Source organism: Gemmatimonadota bacterium (assembly GCA_039715185.1).
GTDB lineage: Bacteria > Gemmatimonadota > Gemmatimonadetes > Longimicrobiales > RSA9 > DATHRK01.
The window spans coordinates 1-15,903 of sequence record JBDLIA010000074.1 but is presented as its reverse complement, the minus strand read 5'-3'; the positions used below and the strand labels follow the sequence as shown (position 1 = coordinate 15,903).

The following is a 15,903-nucleotide window of genomic DNA, read 5'->3' as shown; positions in this document are numbered from 1 at the left end:
AGGGAAGGGGTGCCCACGGCGGGCACCCCTTTTTGCATCCCCGCCTCCATCGCGGGGACGGACCTCCCGCTCCCCCCGCCTCCATCGCCCGGACGGACTTTCGCTCCCCCCCGGCCACCCGGCGGCACCCCCTTCAGGAGGCCTGCTCACGACGTGACTCTGAGCCGCCCGCGGGCCTGAACCGGGCCACCTTCGAGGCGCTCCAGGGGCCCGCGGCGCCCGGCCGCATCGAGGCCATCCGGCCCCTTCGGGCGTGTGGGATTCATTCTTGACGTGGTGGGACGCGATGTGTATCATGGGGGCGCCGAGTGGGGGGAAGTGGGGTGAGGTGGGAGAGAATCGCTTTCCCGCGCCGGCTTCCCATTTCTCGAGGACGAATGGACGACGCGGACCACGGCAGCCGGGTGAGCTATCTGGGCTCCTTCGTGCACTCGCTCGACGACAAGGGTCGGGTGAGCCTGCCGGCGGCGTACCGCAAGGGCGCCGCGGAGGCCCGCTTCGTGCTCGCGCAGGTGCAGCCGCCGTCGCTCGTCCTCTATCCCGAGTCCACCTGGGTCACCGTGGAGGAGCGCCTCAAGGAGCTCGTTCGCCGACGGCCCGAAACCCGCCTCTGGGTCCTATCGACCATGGCGAACGCCGTGGAAGTCCTCCCCGACAGTCAGGGCAGGATCCTCATTCCCGCGCGCCTGCAGGATGCGGCGACGCTGGATGGTCAGGTCCAGCTCATCGGCGCCATAGATCGCATCGAGTTGTGGAACCCCTCCGCCTTCGAGAAGGCGGTCCGGGAGGACGGCCAGGACTTCGGCGAGTTCACGCCGCAGATCTTCCTGTGAGTCGGCGTCGGGACTTTCACGCGCCTGTGATGGTGCGCGAAGTCCTCGACGCTCTGGCCCCGGAGAGGGGCGGACTGTTTTTCGATGGCACCGCGGGCGGAGGCGGCCACGCGGAGGCGATTCTCGAGCGCGGAGTTGAGGCCAGGGTGGTGGCTGTGGATCGGGATCCCGCTGCGATTGAGAAGACCCGGGAGCGACTGCTGCGCTTCGGAGCTCGCGCCGACGTGCGCCTCGCGGAATTCGACTCGGCGGCCGCCGCGTTGACCGGATCGCTGGCCGGTGCGCTGCTGGATCTGGGTGTGTCGTCGTACCAGCTGGACCAAAGGGAACGCGGCTTTACGTACGAGCCAGGTGCGCCCCTGGACATGCGGATGGGGGCAGTGGGGCAGCACGGTCCGACAGGTGCGGACCTGCTCAACGGGTGGTCCGAGGGCGCCCTGGCCGACCTTTTTCATACCTACGCCGAAGAACCGCGCGCGCGGCGCTTGGCCGCCGAGATCGTGCGGCGCCGGGCGAACCGGCCATTCGCCACGAGCGATGATCTCGTCGCGGCGACTCGCGCCGTGCTCGGCCCGTCCATGAAGCCGGCCGACAAGGCCAGGATCTTCCAGGCGGTGCGCATCGCGGTCAACGGCGAGCTCGAACGGCTCGAGCGAGCCCTCCCGGTGCTGCGCGACGCGCTGGAGCCGGGGGGCGTCCTGGCGGTGCTCTCCTACCACTCGCTGGAAGACCGCATCACCAAGCTGGCGTTTCGGGAATGGAGCCGCGACTGCGTGTGCCCGCCCCGACTCCCCGTGTGCGCCTGCCGGGGTCGCGCCCTGGGTGAGCCGTTGACCCGCAAGCCGCTGCGGCCGAGCGAAGAGGAAGTCTCATCGAACCCACGGGCGCGGAGCGCGCGCCTGCGCGCCTGGCGGAAGGCCGCGTGAAGACCGCTCCCGCGCCTCGGCGCCGGACCCTGGGCAGCCTGGCGCTCGCGCTCGGCTTCGCCGCGCTGCTGGCCGCGCTGAGCCTGGTCGTGTGGCGACAGAGCCGCGCGCTGGAGAGCCTGCGTGGCCTGGAGACGGTGCGGAAGGAGCGCGCGCTGGCCGAGGCCGAGCGCTTCGAGCTGTCCCGCCGGATCCAGTACCTGGAAAGCCGCGGCAGGATCGAGCCGTACGCCCGCGAGAGGCTGGGCCTGCACGTCCCGACCGGATCGAAGGAGATGGTTCTGCTGCGCATCGATCCGGCCCCCGCCGAGGCCGCGGGAGGCGGGCTGTGAGCCGCGCCCGGCGACCCGGGAAGGGGACGGCGGTGCCGGTGGGCCGGCTGAGGCGCCTGGTCCTTCTCACCGGCGTGCTCGGCGCCGGCGCGATCATCGGCGCGCGCGTGGCGCAACTGCAGGCGGTGCAGGGGGAGCACTGGCGCAATCGGGCCGAGGCACAGCACGCCTCGCGCAAGGCGCTGCCCGCCCCCAGAGGAACGATCTTCGACCGAGACGGAGTGCCCCTGGCGGTGAGCCAGGAGGCCTTCCGCATCTCCGTGGCTCCACGCGAGCTGCGGGACCCGGACGCGGCGGCGGATGCCCTGGTGGAGGCCTTGGGCGTCAGCCGCCGACGCGCGCGTCGCGCGGTGGACCCGGCGCGGACCTGGGCGGTTCTGCCCGGCCGCTACGGAGCGCCCGTTCGGGAACGCCTCGCCGACCTGCGGGGCGTGTACTTCGAGCGGGTTCTGGAGCGGTTCCATCCGCACGGGCAGCTCGGGCTCGAGGTACTGGGTCGCCTCTCCGGCGACGGGCGCCCGCTCGGGGGCGTGGAGCAGGAGCTGGATTCGCTCCTGCGCGGACAGGAGGGGTCCGCGGTGGTCCGTCGAGACGCGGCCGGGCGGGCCATCCCCGGCGCCGAGCTGAGGGTGGCCGAGCCGGTCGCCGGCAACGACGTGGTGCTCACCATCGACGTCGATCTCCAGGAGATCGCCCACGAGGCACTGGCGGACGCGGTGGCGGCGCACGAGGCGCGCGGCGGAGACCTACTCCTCGTGGACCCGTGGACGGGCGACATCGTGGCCGCCGCCAGCAGGCAGTCGGACGGCAATCGGCACTGGACGGGCGTGACCGATCCGTTCGAGCCGGGCTCTACGCTCAAGCCGTTCACGGTCGCCACGCTGTTGTCTCGCGGCCGCGCGTCCATGACCGACAGCGTGTACGCCGAAGAGGGCGTCTACACTTCGCGCGGGCGCACCATCCGGGACATCCACGGCTACGAGTGGCTGACGGTGCACGACGCGCTGCGCTACTCGTCCAACGTCGCCCTCGCGAAGCTGTCGACGCTGCTGGAGCGCGGCGAGCAGTACTCCGGGCTGCGCGCTTTCGGCTTCGGCTCGCCGACCGGAGTGCCGTACCCGTCGGAGGCGTCGGGGACGCTCCGGCGCCCCGCCCGGTGGTCGGCCTATACGGCCGCGAGCCTGGCGATCGGTTACGAGGTCGCGGTCACGCCGCTGCAGCTCGCCATGGCGTACGCCACGCTGGCCAACGGAGGCACCCTGGTCGAGCCCCGGCTGACGCGCGAGGTGCGCCGCGCCGACGGCAAGTCCGTGCGGTCCTACGACAAGAAGCGCATCCGTCGGGTAATCGACGACGGCGTGGCGGACGAGGTCACCGCGGCGCTCGCCGACGCGGTGCGCGACGGCACCGGCACGAAGGCTTCCCTGGGCGACTTCGTCGTAGCGGGCAAGACGGGCACCGCGCGCCGGTCGGACGGGGGCTCGTACAGGGCCGGCGCCTACACGGCCACGTTCGTGGGCTTCTTCCCCGCGGTCGACCCGCAGCTCGTCGTGCTGGTGAAGCTGGACGAGCCCGGCGGAGACACCTACTACGGCGGCTCCACCGCGGCGCCCGTATCGAGGGAGACGCTCGCCGCCCTGCTGGCGGCGCGCGCCGCGCCCATCGATCGTCGCCCGCTCGCGCGTACGGCGGACGCCTGGCCGGCCGAAGGCGTGCGCGTCGTCACGGCGGCCGCGGTCGCCTCGCCGGGTGCGGTCCGCGGCCCCGCGGCGGGCGAGCCGGGCGCCGCTCGCAGTCCCTTCGTGCTCGCGCTGAACGCGCCTCCGCCGCGGCGCATGGCGGGCGCGGAAGCGCCGCGCATTCCGGTGCCCGAGGTGGCCGGCCTGTCGGTACGCGACGCGGCGCGGCGCTTGCACGCGGTGGGCCTGCAGGTGCTCGTGGAAGGAGAGGGAACCGTGCGCGGTACGCGACCCGCGGCGGGGGACGGGGTCGCGCCCGGAACACCGGTTCGTCTGCTGGCGCGGGTGCGCCGATGACCCGCCGCGTCACACTGGGCCAGATCGCCAGCCGGCTGGAAGAGCGCGGGCTGCTGGAGGCACATCCGGCCCAGGACGTCGAGCTCGGCGGGGTGGCCGACGACAGCCGGGCAGTGCGCCCCGGCGACGCTTTCTGCGCGTGGGTAGGCACAGCGGTGGACGGGCACGACTTCGCCCGCGCCGCGGTCGCCGCCGGCGCGTCCGCGCTGATCGTGGAACGGCGCCTGGACGAGGTGGCCGTCCCGCAGGCGGTGGTCTCCGACGGTCGCCGCGCGGCGGCCCACGCGGCCGCGCTGGCGTTCGGCGATCCGGCCGAGCGCATGACCCTCGTCGGCGTGACCGGCACGAACGGCAAGACGACCACCGTGTCGCTCCTGCGTCACGTGCTGGGCGCCGACGCCGCGTCCCTGGGGACCCTGGGGGTGGGCAGGGAGGGCGGATCCTCGGCCGCCGAGTCCGCGCTGACGACGCCAGGCCCCGTACAGCTCGCCGCGACGCTGGCGCGGCTGGCCGACGAGGGCGTGCGCCAGCTCGCCATGGAGGTGTCCTCGCACGCGCTCGACCAGGGCCGCGTGGACGCGCTGCGCTTCGACGTGGCGGCGTTCACCAACCTGTCCCGCGATCACCTGGACTACCACGGCGACGAGGACGCCTACCGGGCCTCCAAGATCGGCCTGCTGGACCTCGTCGCGGAGCACGGGATAGCGGTCTACAACGCGGACGAACCCGCCTGGGACGCGGTCGACGCGTGGCCAGGCCGCCGCCTCTCGTTCAGCCAGCACGCCGACAAGGCGTCGGTGTGCGCCGACGGCGTCGTGCCCCACGGCGCGGGGGTCGACTTCCGGATCCTGGCCCCGGCCGGGTCGGCCGACGTGGGGCTGCCCCTGGTGGGCGGCTTCAACGTCGAAAACGCGCTCGCCGCCGCGACCTGCGCGCTGGCCCTCGGCCGCGACCTGGGTGAGGTCGCCGAGAGGCTCTCGCGCGCGCCGCAGACGCCGGGGCGCCTGGAGCGAATCGCGGCGCGGCCGTGCCCCGTCCTGCGCGACTACGCGCACACCCCCGCCGCGCTGGGTCGCGCCTTGGAGGCGCTGCGTCCGCTCACCGACGGTCGCCTGATCGTGCTGTTCGGCGCGGGCGGAGATCGCGACCGCGGCAAGCGCCCGGAGATGGGCCGGGTCGCGCAGCAGGGCGCCGACATCGCCGTCGTGACCTCGGACAATCCTCGCACCGAGGACCCCGACGCGATCATCGACGACATCGCCGCCGGCATGCGCGACGGCTACCTGCGCGAGGTCGATCGTCGCGCCGCGATTCGGTTGGCGCTGGAGACGGCGCGGCCCGGCGACCTGATCCTGCTGGCCGGCAAGGGCCACGAGACCTACCAGGTCGTTGGCACCGAGAAGTCGCCGTTCGACGAGAAGGAGATAGTCGCCGCGCTGCTCGGGGCCGAGCGCGACGAGGGCAAGCCGATCGATCGGCCGCTCGCGGCCAACGGGGCGGACGCTGCCGGGGGCGAGTGGTGAGCGCCTTCTGGTCGGTGGCTCGGGTGACCGAGGCGCTCGCGACGGCGCCGTCACGGGTCGGCGGCGCTTCTGCCGACCGGGCCTACACGGCGGTAGAGACAGATACGCGCACGCTGGGCGCCGGGGCACTTTTCGTGGCGCTTCGAGGCGAGCGATTCGACGGACACGACTTCCTCCCGGAAGCGGTGGCGCGGGACGTGTGGGGTGTGGTGGTGGACCACCGCTTCTGGGAGGTGCGTGCCGACGAAGCACCGGCCGGACCGGACTACTTCATCGTTCCCGACACCCTGGAGGCTCTGGGGTGGCTGGGTCGAGAGCGCCGGCGAGCTCTGGCCGCGCGCGTGTGCGCGATCACGGGCACCAACGGCAAGACGGCGGCCAAGGACATGACGCGCGCGGTGCTGGCGACACGCTACCGGGTGCACGCCACCGCGGCCAACCTGAACAACCTGGTCGGAACGCCGCAGACGCTGCTGTCGGCGCCCGATCAGACCGAAGTGATCGTGGTGGAGGTCGGCAGCAACGCCCCGGGCGAGATCGCCCGACTGGGCGCGGTTACCGAGCCGGACGCGGCGGTCATAACGAACGTGGCGGAGGGGCACCTCGAGGGTCTCGGGGATGTGGAGGGGGTGATGCGGGAGAAGCTCGCCCTCGTGGAGTCCCTCCGCCCCGACGGCGTCGCGCTGGTCGGCGAAGAGCCGTTGGAGCTGGCAGCGCGCGCGCGGGCGCTGCACGCGCGAGTGCGCGTGGCAGGCTACACGGAGCGCGCGGACCAGGCGCTACGCGCCGGTAAGGTCGACGTGGACGAGGATGGGCGGCCCCGGTTCCACTGGGGGGAGCGGGAGGTGAGGCTGCGGTATCGGGGCCGCCACCACGTACGGAACGCCATGCTGGCGCTCGGGGTCGGCGCCGAGTGGGGGGTCGATCCCGGCCCCGCGCTGGACGCCCTCGGAGCGCTCGAGCCGCCGGCGCTGCGCACTCAACTGATTCGCTACGGCGACCTGCGCGTGCTCGCCGACTGCTACAACGCCAACCCGCCCAGCACGGAGGCAGCGGCGGAGCTGCTTGCGGAGCTCCCTCGAGGCGGCGGCCGCGTGGCCGTGCTGGGTTCCATGCTGGAGTTGGGCGACGCCGCGGCGGAGCTGCACGCCGAGACCGCGCGCCGCGTCGCGCTGCGGGACATCGATCTGATCGTCGCGACCGGAGAGTTCGCCGGCGCCTTCGGCGAGACTCCCGGCTCCGCGGAGGTCATCGACGAGGTGGATCCGCTACGCGCCGGGCGCGCCCTGGCCGAGAGGCTGCGCGGCGACGAAGTGGTGCTCTTGAAGGGATCGAGGGGGGTCGCGCTGGAGCGGCTCCTCCCGTTGCTCGAATCCGTGGGTCGGGGTGAGTCGGTGGGGGAAAACGGGGAGAGGGGAGCGCAGTACTGATGCTCTTCCACTGGCTCGCCCCGCTCGCGGATCGGCACATTTTCTTCAACTTGTTTCGCTACATCACCTTCCGCGCGGGCATGGCCGCGGCCACCGCGATCGTGATCGCGTTCGTGCTGGGCCCTCCGGTGATCCGCTGGCTGACCCGGCTGAGGGTGGGCCAGGTGGTCCGCCAGGACGGCCCCCAGACGCACCTCGGCAAGGCCGGCACGCCCACCATGGGCGGACTCCTGATCGTGGGGGCCACCTTGATCGGGACGATGCTGTGGGCCGACCTGACGACCCCGTTCACGCTGCTCGCCCTGGGCGTACTGCTGGGCACCGGCCTGATCGGATTCCTGGACGACTACCTCAAGGTCATTCGCCGCCGGACCGAAGGGCTGGTGGGTCGATACAAGATCCTCGGACAGGGGGGACTTGGTCTGCTCGTGGGCGTTTATCTCATGAGTCGACCCATCAGCCCGTTTCCGGCCAATACCACGCAGGTGCCCTTTCTGGCCGACTACGTTCTGGTCTTCTGGAAGGTGCTCTACGTGCCCTGGATAATGTTCATCCTGGCGGGCGCCTCGAACGCCGTGAACCTGACCGATGGCCTGGACGGCCTGGCCGCCGGGCTCGCCGCCATCGCCGCGGCCACGTTCGCCGTGCTCGCCTATCTGATCGGCCGCGCCGACGCCTCCACCTACCTGGGGCTCCTGTACATGCCGGGGGCTGGGGAGTTGGCGATCTTCTGCACCGCCCTGGCCGGAGCCTCGCTCGGCTTCCTGTGGTTCAACGCGCACCCGGCCGAGGTCTTCATGGGCGACACCGGATCGCTCGCGCTGGGAGGCGCGTTCGCGATCATCGCGGTGCTGCTGAAGGCGGAGTTTCTGCTGGCGCTCATTGGCGCGGTGTTCGTGGTGGAAGCGCTCAGCGTGCTGGCCCAGGTCTCGTTCTTCAAGTGGACCGCACGCACCACGGGGAAAGGCCGGCGCCTGCTGCGCATGGCGCCCATCCATCACCATTTCGAGAAGCTCGGCTGGGACGAGAGCAAGATCATCGCGCGCTTCTGGATCCTGGGCGTGCTGAGCAGCCTGCTCGCCTTGAGCAGCCTGAAGATCCGCTGATGGTTGCGTTCCGTGATCGCTCGGCGCCCGCCCGCGTGGGCGTGCTCGGCCTGGCCCGATCGGGCCGCGCGGCCGCCCGCCTGGCGCTCAGCCAGGGCAGCGACGTGTTCGCGTCCGACGCCGGGGAGGGGCCGGATCTGCTGGCGGCCGCGGAAGAAGTGCGCGCCCTGGGTGGCGCGGCCGAAACCGGCGGCCACACGCCGGAGCGACTGGGCGCGTGCGATCTGCTCGTGGTCAGCCCGGGCATACCGCCCGAGGCGGAAATCCTGCGGGACACGGCGGTGGCGGCCGTTCCGCGCGTGTCGGAGCTGGAGTTCTCCTACCGGGCGCTCACCGCACGCACCGTGGCGGTGACCGGTACGAACGGGAAGTCCACCACGACCGCGCTCACGTCGCACCTGCTCGCCGCGGCGGACATCGACGCCCCGGCCGCGGGCAATATCGGCGCGCCGCTCTCCGACGTGGCGCTGCGGCGGCCGCAACCGGAGTGGGTCGTGGTGGAGGCGAGCTCGTTCCAGCTCGCCGACATAGAGACGTTCGCGCCCGCCATTGGCGCCGTGACGAACCTGTCGCCGGACCACCTGGATCGGTACCCGGACGTCGGCGCGTACTACGCCGACAAGGCGAAGCTCTTTCGCAACGCCGGGCCCGAGAGCCGCTGGGTTTTGAATGGAGAGGATCCGGACGTGCTGGAGATAGCCGGGTCGGCTCCGGGCGATCGCCACTACGTCCGCGTCGCTTCGCCGCCGGCGTCGGGGCAGGAGCGGGGCGCGTATCTGCAACCGGATGGACAGCTCGTGCTGCGGGGAGAGAGGGGGGAGCAGTTTTTGGTCCCGCAGCACGAGCTGCCGCTTTTGGGCGTGCACAACGTAGCGAACGCCCTCTTCGCCGCCGTCATCGCCGACCTGATCGGCGCCCCTCTGGACGCGATCCGGGCGGGCCTGCGCAGCGCCCGGCCGCTGCCGCACCGGCTGGAGGTCGTCTGCGAGCGCGACGGCGTTCTGTGGATAGACGACTCGAAGGCGACCAACGTGGGCGCGGCAGTCGTGGCCGTCAGGAGCCTGCCCCGGCCGGCGGTGCTGCTGCTGGGCGGGCGCCACAAGCAGGAGCCCTACGATCGGCTGATTCCCGAGCTCGCCGACCGCGTGCGCGTTGTGCTGGCCTACGGCGAGGCCGCAGAGCGGATAGTGGACGACCTGGACGGCCACGTCTGCCTCGAGCGCCCGGAGGGTGGCTTCGAGGACGTCCTGGCGCGCGCCGACGAGCTCGCCCGGGCCGGCGAGGCGGTCCTCCTAGCTCCCGCCTGCTCCAGCTACGACATGTTTCGCGACTACGCCCAGCGCGGCGAGCGTTTCGCTCGCTTCGCCCGCGCCGGGGGGCGGCCATGAGCGCCGCCGTGCTTGCGGCCGCCCGCGGTCGGGCTCGGCGGCGGCTGGAAGACCTCTCCACCGAACGCCCGGAGGCCGGGCTGGACGGCGGCTGGGAGGCCCCGGCGCTGCTGGCGCTGACCGTGGCGCTGCTCGCCTTCGGCCTGGTCATGGTCTACAGCTCCAGCGCGGTGCTGGCCCAATCCCGCGACTTGCCGGACTACCATTTCGTGGTGCGCCAGGCGCTCGGGGGCGCCGCGGGCCTGCTGGCGCTGGTGGTGTGCGCGCAGGTTCGGCCGGCGCTGCTACGCGTGCTGGCGTGGCCGATCCTGGCCTGCAGCGCGCTGCTGCTGCTGGTGACGGTGCTCCCCTGGACGGAGTCGCTGGCGCCGCGCGTGAACGGCGCCCGGCGCTGGATCTCGCTGGGACCGATCACGGTGCAGCCGGTCGAGTTCGCCAAGCTGGCCGTGATCGTGTGGACCGCCGCCCTGGCGGTGCGCAAGCGGGAGTTCCTGCGCGGCCTCAGCCGCGGCCTGTTGCCGTTCCTGCTTGTGTGGGGCGGGCTCGCGCTGCTCATCGTCCTCCAGCCCGACTACTCCTCGGCGGCGCTGCTGGTCATGCTGGCGTCGCTGGTGGTGTTCGCGGCGGGCGGACGTCCCGCCCACTTCGTGGCGCTGGGGCTGGTGGGAACGCCGCTGGCGCTGTACCAGATCCAGGGCGCCGCGTACCGCATGGGGCGGGTGGCGGCGTTCCTCGATCCGGCCGCGGACACCGGCGGCGTGGCCTATCAGATCAATCAGGCGCTGATCGCGATCGGCAGCGGCGGATGGCTCGGCCGGGGGGTGGGCCGGGGCCAGCAGAAGTTCGGCTTTCTTCCCGAACCCCACAACGACTTCCTGTTCGCCATGATCGGCGAGGAGTGGGGCCTGCTCGGCACGTTGGGCGTCCTCGCCGCGTTCGTCGCCTTCGCGCTGATCGGCTACCGCATCGCGCGGCGCTCCCCGGGGCCCTTCGAGGCCCTGCTGGCGATAGGGCTGACCAACCTCATCGTGGTGCAGGCGCTGTTGCACATGGCGGTAAACCTGGCGCTGGTGCCGACCACCGGCCTCACGCTGCCTTTCCTGTCCTACGGACGCTCCAGCCTGATCGTCTGCCTGGCGGCCGCCGGGCTGCTGATCTCGCTGGCGCGGGCCGCCGACGAAGAGGCGCGCGGGCGCGAGCGGCGCACGGCGGCGGCGGCGCGCAGGGCTGCGGCGGCGGCGCGCAGGACCCGTCGCAAGGCGGCCGCATGACGCGCGTGCTGATCGCGGGCGGCGGCACGGGCGGGCACCTCTACCCGGCCCTGGCCATCGAGGCGGCGCTGCGCGCGCTGCGCGCGGACCTCCAGTCCCACTTCGTCGGCGCCCGGCGGGGACTGGAGGCGCGGGTCCTGCCCGAGCGGGGCGTCGCGCACACGCTGCTGCCGATGGAGCCGATCCGCCGCGATCGTCCGTGGCGCAACTGGCGACTGGTCCCCTCGGCGGTGCGCACCATGCTCGGCTTGAGGCGGCTCTTCGGGAGGTTCCGGCCGCACGTGTTCGTGGGCACCGGAGGCTACGTGAGCGGGCCCGCGGCGCTGGTAGCGAGCATGCGCGGGGTGCCGGTCGTGCTACAGGAGCAGAACGCCTATCCCGGCGTGGCCACCCGCTGGATGGCCCCCCGGGCGCGGCAAATCCACCTGGGCTATCCCGAAGCCCGAGAGCACCTGAGGCCCGGCGCGGGCACCGACGTGCTCGACACGGGCAACCCGGTGCGCGCGCCGCAGGGCCCGATCGACCGGGCCGCGGCCCGCGCCGCGCTGGGCATGCCGCCGGGGGCCACGGTCGCCCTCGTGACGGGCGGCAGTCAGGGGGCGCGCGCCGTCAACGAAACGCTGCTGGAGGCCATCGCCCTGGTCTCGCGCGACGAGCTGCCGCCGCCGCCGCCCGACCTGCTGCTGCTGTGGTCCACGGGCGCGGCGAACTTCGAGCGCGTGGCCGACGCGCTGCGTGCAGCGGGCGATCCCGCGTGGGTGCACGCCGTGGGATACATCGACGACATGACGCTGGCCCTGGCCGCGTCGGATCTGGCGGTCTCCCGGGCCGGCGCGAGCACCACCGGCGAACTGCTCGCGTGGGGCGTGCCGTCGATCCTGATTCCTCTGCCCACCGCCGCCGCGGACCACCAGCGGCTCAACGCCGAGGCGCTCGCCGCCGCCGGCGCCGCGATCACGCTGCCGCAGGACGAGCTGACCCCGGACGCGCTGTGGCGGACGCTCAGCGAGCTGGCGACCGATGCGCGGACCAGGGCCAGCATGGCGGAGGCGGCGCTACGGCGCGCGCGTCCGGAAGCGGCCAGGACCATCGCCGGCCACATACTCGCGCTCGCGGACGCCGTGGGAGCCGCCGATGCCAGCCGCGGCGGATCGGAAGACACCGCGGAGCTGGACCTCGTCGGCATGGCGCGGACCGGCCCGGTGCACCTGATAGGCATCGCGGGCGCGGGCGTGTCCGTGCTCGCCGAGCTGATCCTGCGCAGCGGCGGCGAGGTGTCGGGGTGCGACCTGCGCCCGGGCGCGGTGGGCAAGGACCTGAGGGATCGCGGCGCGCGCATCGAGCAGGGCCACGACGCGGACCACGTGGAGGACGCGGTGGCCGTCATCACGACAGCCGCCGTGCCGGCCTCGCACCCCGAGCTGGCGCGGGCGCGGGCGCGCGGCATCCCGGTCCTCAAGAGGGCCGAGGCTTTGGGCGCGCTCGTGAATCGGGGCACGGTGGTCGGGATAGCGGGCACCCACGGCAAAAGCACCACGACGGCGATGACCGCCGCCATCCTCGTCGAGGCCGGCCTGGACCCGACCGCCATGGTGGGCGGACGGATCGACGCGTGGGGCAGCGGCCTCCGGCTGGGCGCGCGGGACCTGTTCGTGGTGGAGGCCGACGAATACGACCGCTCGTTCCACGAGCTCCAGCCGACCATCGCGGTCGTGACCAACCTCGAGGCCGATCACCTGGACATCTACGGCACGCTCGAAGCCGTGGAGGAGGCCTTCGACACGTACGTGGAGCGGGTGCCGCCCGGCGGGTTGCTGGTGGCCTGCGCGGACGACGCCGGCGCCGCCCGGCTCGCCGGCCGCCACCCCGACCTGCCCGTGATCACGTACGGCCTCGGCGAGGACGCGGCCGTGCGGGCCGTGGACGTGCGCGCCGACGGTCGGGGCACGGCGTTCACCGTGCTGGCGGACGGCACCGAGTTGGGGGATCTGCGCCTGAGCGTTCCGGGGCGCCACAACGTGTTGAATGCGCTCGCCGCGCTCGCCGCCGCGCGGCACCTGGGCGCCGACTTCGACGCGGCGGCGCGCGCCCTCGCCGAGTTCGGCGGCGTCGCGCGGCGCTTCCAGGTACTGGGCGAGCGCGCCGGGGTCGCCGTCGTGGACGACTACGCGCACCACCACTCCGAGCTCGAGGCGACCCTGGCGGCGGCGCGCGCCGCGTTCCCCGGGCGCCGACTCATAGCGGTGTTTCAGCCGCACCTGTTCTCGCGCACGCGCGATTTCGCCGAGGAGATGGGCGCGGCGCTCGCCGGCGCCGATGAAGCGTGGGTGACCGACGTCTATCCCGCGCGCGAGGCGCCCATCGAAGGCGTCAGCGGACGCCTGGTGGCGGAGGCCGCCCGCGCCGCCGGCGCCGCCGTGCGCTACCACCCGGACCTGGGGTCGCTGCCCGCCGCGCTCCAGGAGGCCGCGGCTCCGGGCGATGTGCTGCTGGTCATGGGAGCGGGCAACATCGACGAAATCGCCTCGGCGTTTTTCGCCCGGCTGGGCGGAGAGGTGGGCGCGTCGTGAGGGTGGACGCGGGATTCGGCCTGGCAGCGGCGGCGGCTGCCGCCTTGCTCGCCGCGGGCGTATCTGAGGCGCCGCGCGTGCTGCGACGCCTCGACACCTTCGAGATCCGCAACGTGGAGGTGAGGGGGCTGCGCCACCTGGCGCCTCACCAGGTCCTGGAGGCCGCGGGAATCGATCCGGGAGCCAACCTGTTCGACGACGCGGGGCCGTGGCGCTCTGCCTTGCTGGAGCACGCCCTGATCCGATCGGTGGACGTGAAGAGGCGCCTGCCCGGGACGGTGGTGTTCGAAATCGGCGAGACCGAGCCCGTGCTGCTGGTCGCCACCCCCACGCTCGTGCCCGTGGACGCTGGCGGCCTGGCGCTGCCCATCGCCCCGGGCCACGGATCGCTGGACCTGCCGGTGCTGCGCGGGGACGGGACGCTGGAGGCCGGCCGCCTGGCCCGGCCGGCGGCGGCGGCGGCGGTGGCGGCGTTCGATCGCATTCGTCGCCTCGACCCCGCGCTCGGATCACGCGTATCGGAGGTCACGGCGGACGGCGGCACGCTGGCGCTGCGGTTGCGCCGGCCGCTGGAGCTCGCGGTGCTGCTGGACAGCGCCGCCCCGCCCGAGCAATTGCGGCGGCTGGCCGTCGTGCTGGAAGACGTGAAACGACTCGACGACGGCGACCGCGTACGACGCGTGGACGCCCGTTTCGACGGACAGGTGGTCGTTGCCACCGAGGGACGCCCGGGAGGATCGAGATGACCGCGCGGCTGGTTGCGGGGCTGGACATCGGGTCCACCAAGACGTGCGCAGTGATCGCCGAGGTGGTTGGTGATGGGCCGGACGCCGAGCTGAAGGTGCTGGGCGTGGGCGAAGTCACCAGCGCGGGCGTGCGGCGCGAGGTGGTGACCGACCTGGAGGAGACGACGGAGTCCGTGCGGGGCGCGCTCAAGGAGGCCGAGCTCATGGCGGGCGCCAGCGTGGAGCGGCTGCACGTCGGCATAGCCGGCCGGCACATCGACGCCAACTCGTCGGCGGGGATCGTCGCGGTGGGAGGCGAGGAGATCGGCGAGCCCGACGTGGAGCGGGTGCAGGAAGTCGCCCGCGCGGTCGTGGTCCCGGGGGACCGCGAGCTCCTCCACGCGCTGCCGCAGGAATACATCGTCGACCACCAGGGCGGCATCCGCGACCCGCGCGGGATGGTCGGGACGCGTCTGGAGACCGAGGTCTATCTGATCACCGCCGAGGCCGCGGCGTGCCAGAACCTGCGCAAGGCGGTATCCCGCGCCGGGTACGCCGCGGAGGCGCTCGTGCACGAGCCGCTGGCGGGAGCGCGCGCGGTCATCACCGAAGACGAGCGCGAGATAGGCGTGGCGCTGGTCGATCTGGGCGGCGGCACAACGGAGGTGGCGGTTTTCCGGGACGGGCGCATCGAGAAGCTCGGCACGGTGCCGCTGGGCGGAGGGGTGGTGACCGCCGACCTGGTGAAGGGGCTCGCGTTGCCGTTCCACGAAGCCGAGCGAGCCAAGCGCGAGCACGGGGTGGCGTTCGCGCAGCTCGTGGACCCGCGTGAAACGGTGGAATTGCCCGGGCCCGGGCCCGAAGGGAAGCGCAGCGTCTCGCGTGAATTGATCGCGCACATCGTGGAGCAAAGGCTGGATGAGATCCTGGGCCTGGCGGCCGAGGAGATAGTCGACCCGGACGGCGAGACGCTGGGCGCCGGGGTCGTGCTCACGGGTGGAGGCGCCACGTTGGATGGCACCGTGGAGGTGGCCCAGCACGCGTTCGGCATGCCCGTGCGAGTCGGCACGCCGGGTGCCCGCCTGGTGGGCCTGGCCGATTCGGTCCGCAGGCCGAAATTCGCCACCGCCGTGGGGCTGGCGTTGCACGCCGCGGAAACGGGAAGCGCAGCCGACGGCGGCGCGATGGGCAGGATGCTCAACTGGGTTCGGGAGTTCTTTTAGCGCGGCGAGGGCGCTTGCCTTCGCCAGCGGGGGGATGGGGAGCCGGTGCCGCGTCCGCGGCAGCCGGTACAGACAGAGGGAGGAGCCGGCAATGATGATCTTCGAGTTCGAGGACACGATCCTGAGGGACGCGCGCATGCGTGTGGTGGGCGTGGGCGGCGGCGGCAACAACGCGGTCAACCGCATGATCGACGAAGAACTCGAAGGCGTCGAGTTCATCAGCGTGAATACCGATTCGCAGGCGCTCAAAGCGGCCAAGTCGCAGCTCAAGATCCAGATCGGCAAGCAGCTCACGCGCGGCCTGGGGGCGGGCGCGCGACCCGAGATCGGCCGGCAGGCCATCGAGGAGAGCCGCGAGGAAATGACCAAGGTGCTGGAGGGCTCCGATCTGGTGTTCATCACCGCCGGGATGGGCGGCGGCACTGGCACGGGCGCGGCTCCGGTCATCGCCGAAATAGCGCGCGAGACGGGCGCGCTGACCATCGCGATAGTGACCAAGCCGTTCGCCTTCGAGGGCAAGAAGCGCATGCGGCAGGCCGA

The 15,903-nt window shown here is 72.8% G+C and carries 13 protein-coding genes; all 13 read left to right on the top strand.

Annotation, left to right across the window (positions count from 1 at the left end):
- The first annotated feature begins 377 nt into the window (after positions 1-377).
- Positions 378-833: a division/cell wall cluster transcriptional repressor MraZ gene (locus tag ABFS34_12525; protein ID MEN8376266.1), complete on the top strand. Its 456-nt coding sequence runs from the start codon at positions 378-380 to the stop codon at positions 831-833.
- A complete protein-coding gene (gene rsmH / locus ABFS34_12520) occupies positions 752-1,759 on the top strand; it encodes a 16S rRNA (cytosine(1402)-N(4))-methyltransferase RsmH (GenBank protein ID MEN8376265.1) in 1,008 nt (335 codons plus the stop codon). The genes ABFS34_12525 and rsmH overlap by 82 nt, the downstream gene beginning before the upstream one ends.
- Complete coding sequence (locus tag ABFS34_12515) at positions 1,756-2,091, top strand: hypothetical protein (protein ID MEN8376264.1); 336 nt, start codon at positions 1,756-1,758, stop codon at positions 2,089-2,091. The genes rsmH and ABFS34_12515 overlap by 4 nt, the downstream gene beginning before the upstream one ends.
- Positions 2,088-4,127 (top strand): penicillin-binding transpeptidase domain-containing protein, encoded by a 2,040-nt coding sequence (locus tag ABFS34_12510; GenBank protein ID MEN8376263.1) that lies wholly within the window; start codon positions 2,088-2,090, stop codon positions 4,125-4,127. Before ABFS34_12515 ends, ABFS34_12510 begins: the two co-directional genes overlap by 4 nt.
- Positions 4,124-5,650, top strand: coding sequence for a UDP-N-acetylmuramoyl-L-alanyl-D-glutamate--2,6-diaminopimelate ligase (locus tag ABFS34_12505; GenBank protein ID MEN8376262.1), 1,527 nt, complete (start codon positions 4,124-4,126; stop codon positions 5,648-5,650). The genes ABFS34_12510 and ABFS34_12505 overlap by 4 nt, the downstream gene beginning before the upstream one ends.
- Positions 5,647-7,080 (top strand): UDP-N-acetylmuramoyl-tripeptide--D-alanyl-D-alanine ligase, encoded by a 1,434-nt coding sequence (gene murF / locus ABFS34_12500; GenBank protein MEN8376261.1) that lies wholly within the window; start codon positions 5,647-5,649, stop codon positions 7,078-7,080. The genes ABFS34_12505 and murF overlap by 4 nt, the downstream gene beginning before the upstream one ends.
- On the top strand, positions 7,080-8,186 hold the full coding sequence (gene mraY, locus ABFS34_12495; protein ID MEN8376260.1) for a phospho-N-acetylmuramoyl-pentapeptide-transferase: 1,107 nt from the start codon (positions 7,080-7,082) through the stop codon (positions 8,184-8,186). Before murF ends, mraY begins: the two co-directional genes overlap by 1 nt.
- Entirely contained in the window at positions 8,186-9,574 is a 1,389-nt protein-coding gene (gene murD, locus ABFS34_12490) for a UDP-N-acetylmuramoyl-L-alanine--D-glutamate ligase (GenBank protein ID MEN8376259.1), read from the top strand. Before mraY ends, murD begins: the two co-directional genes overlap by 1 nt.
- Entirely contained in the window at positions 9,571-10,845 is a 1,275-nt protein-coding gene (ftsW, locus tag ABFS34_12485; GenBank protein ID MEN8376258.1) for a putative lipid II flippase FtsW, read from the top strand. The genes murD and ftsW overlap by 4 nt, the downstream gene beginning before the upstream one ends.
- A complete protein-coding gene (murC, locus tag ABFS34_12480; protein MEN8376257.1) occupies positions 10,842-13,415 on the top strand; it encodes a UDP-N-acetylmuramate--L-alanine ligase in 2,574 nt (857 codons plus the stop codon). The genes ftsW and murC overlap by 4 nt, the downstream gene beginning before the upstream one ends.
- Positions 13,412-14,161, top strand: coding sequence for an FtsQ-type POTRA domain-containing protein (locus ABFS34_12475; GenBank protein ID MEN8376256.1), 750 nt, complete (start codon positions 13,412-13,414; stop codon positions 14,159-14,161). Before murC ends, ABFS34_12475 begins: the two co-directional genes overlap by 4 nt.
- Positions 14,158-15,363, top strand: coding sequence for a cell division protein FtsA (gene ftsA, locus ABFS34_12470; GenBank protein MEN8376255.1), 1,206 nt, complete (start codon positions 14,158-14,160; stop codon positions 15,361-15,363). Before ABFS34_12475 ends, ftsA begins: the two co-directional genes overlap by 4 nt.
- Positions 15,364-15,460: 97 nt before the next feature.
- A partial coding sequence (locus tag ABFS34_12465) for a cell division protein FtsZ (protein MEN8376254.1) occupies positions 15,461-15,903 on the top strand: 443 nt, incomplete at its 3' end.

Excerpts from the sequence above, each read along its gene's own strand:
- ABFS34_12525 (MEN8376266.1), top strand. The coding sequence starts at position 378 with ATGGACGACGCGGACCACGGCAGCCGGGTGAGCTATCTGGGCTCCTTC.
- ABFS34_12505 (MEN8376262.1), top strand. The coding sequence starts at position 4,124 with ATGACCCGCCGCGTCACACTGGGCCAGATCGCCAGCCGGCTGGAAGAG.
- mraY (MEN8376260.1), top strand. The coding sequence starts at position 7,080 with ATGCTCTTCCACTGGCTCGCCCCGCTCGCGGATCGGCACATTTTCTTC.
- murD (MEN8376259.1), top strand. The coding sequence starts at position 8,186 with ATGGTTGCGTTCCGTGATCGCTCGGCGCCCGCCCGCGTGGGCGTGCTC.
- ftsW (MEN8376258.1), top strand. The coding sequence starts at position 9,571 with ATGAGCGCCGCCGTGCTTGCGGCCGCCCGCGGTCGGGCTCGGCGGCGG.
- murC (MEN8376257.1), top strand. The coding sequence starts at position 10,842 with ATGACGCGCGTGCTGATCGCGGGCGGCGGCACGGGCGGGCACCTCTAC.
- ftsA (MEN8376255.1), top strand. The coding sequence starts at position 14,158 with ATGACCGCGCGGCTGGTTGCGGGGCTGGACATCGGGTCCACCAAGACG.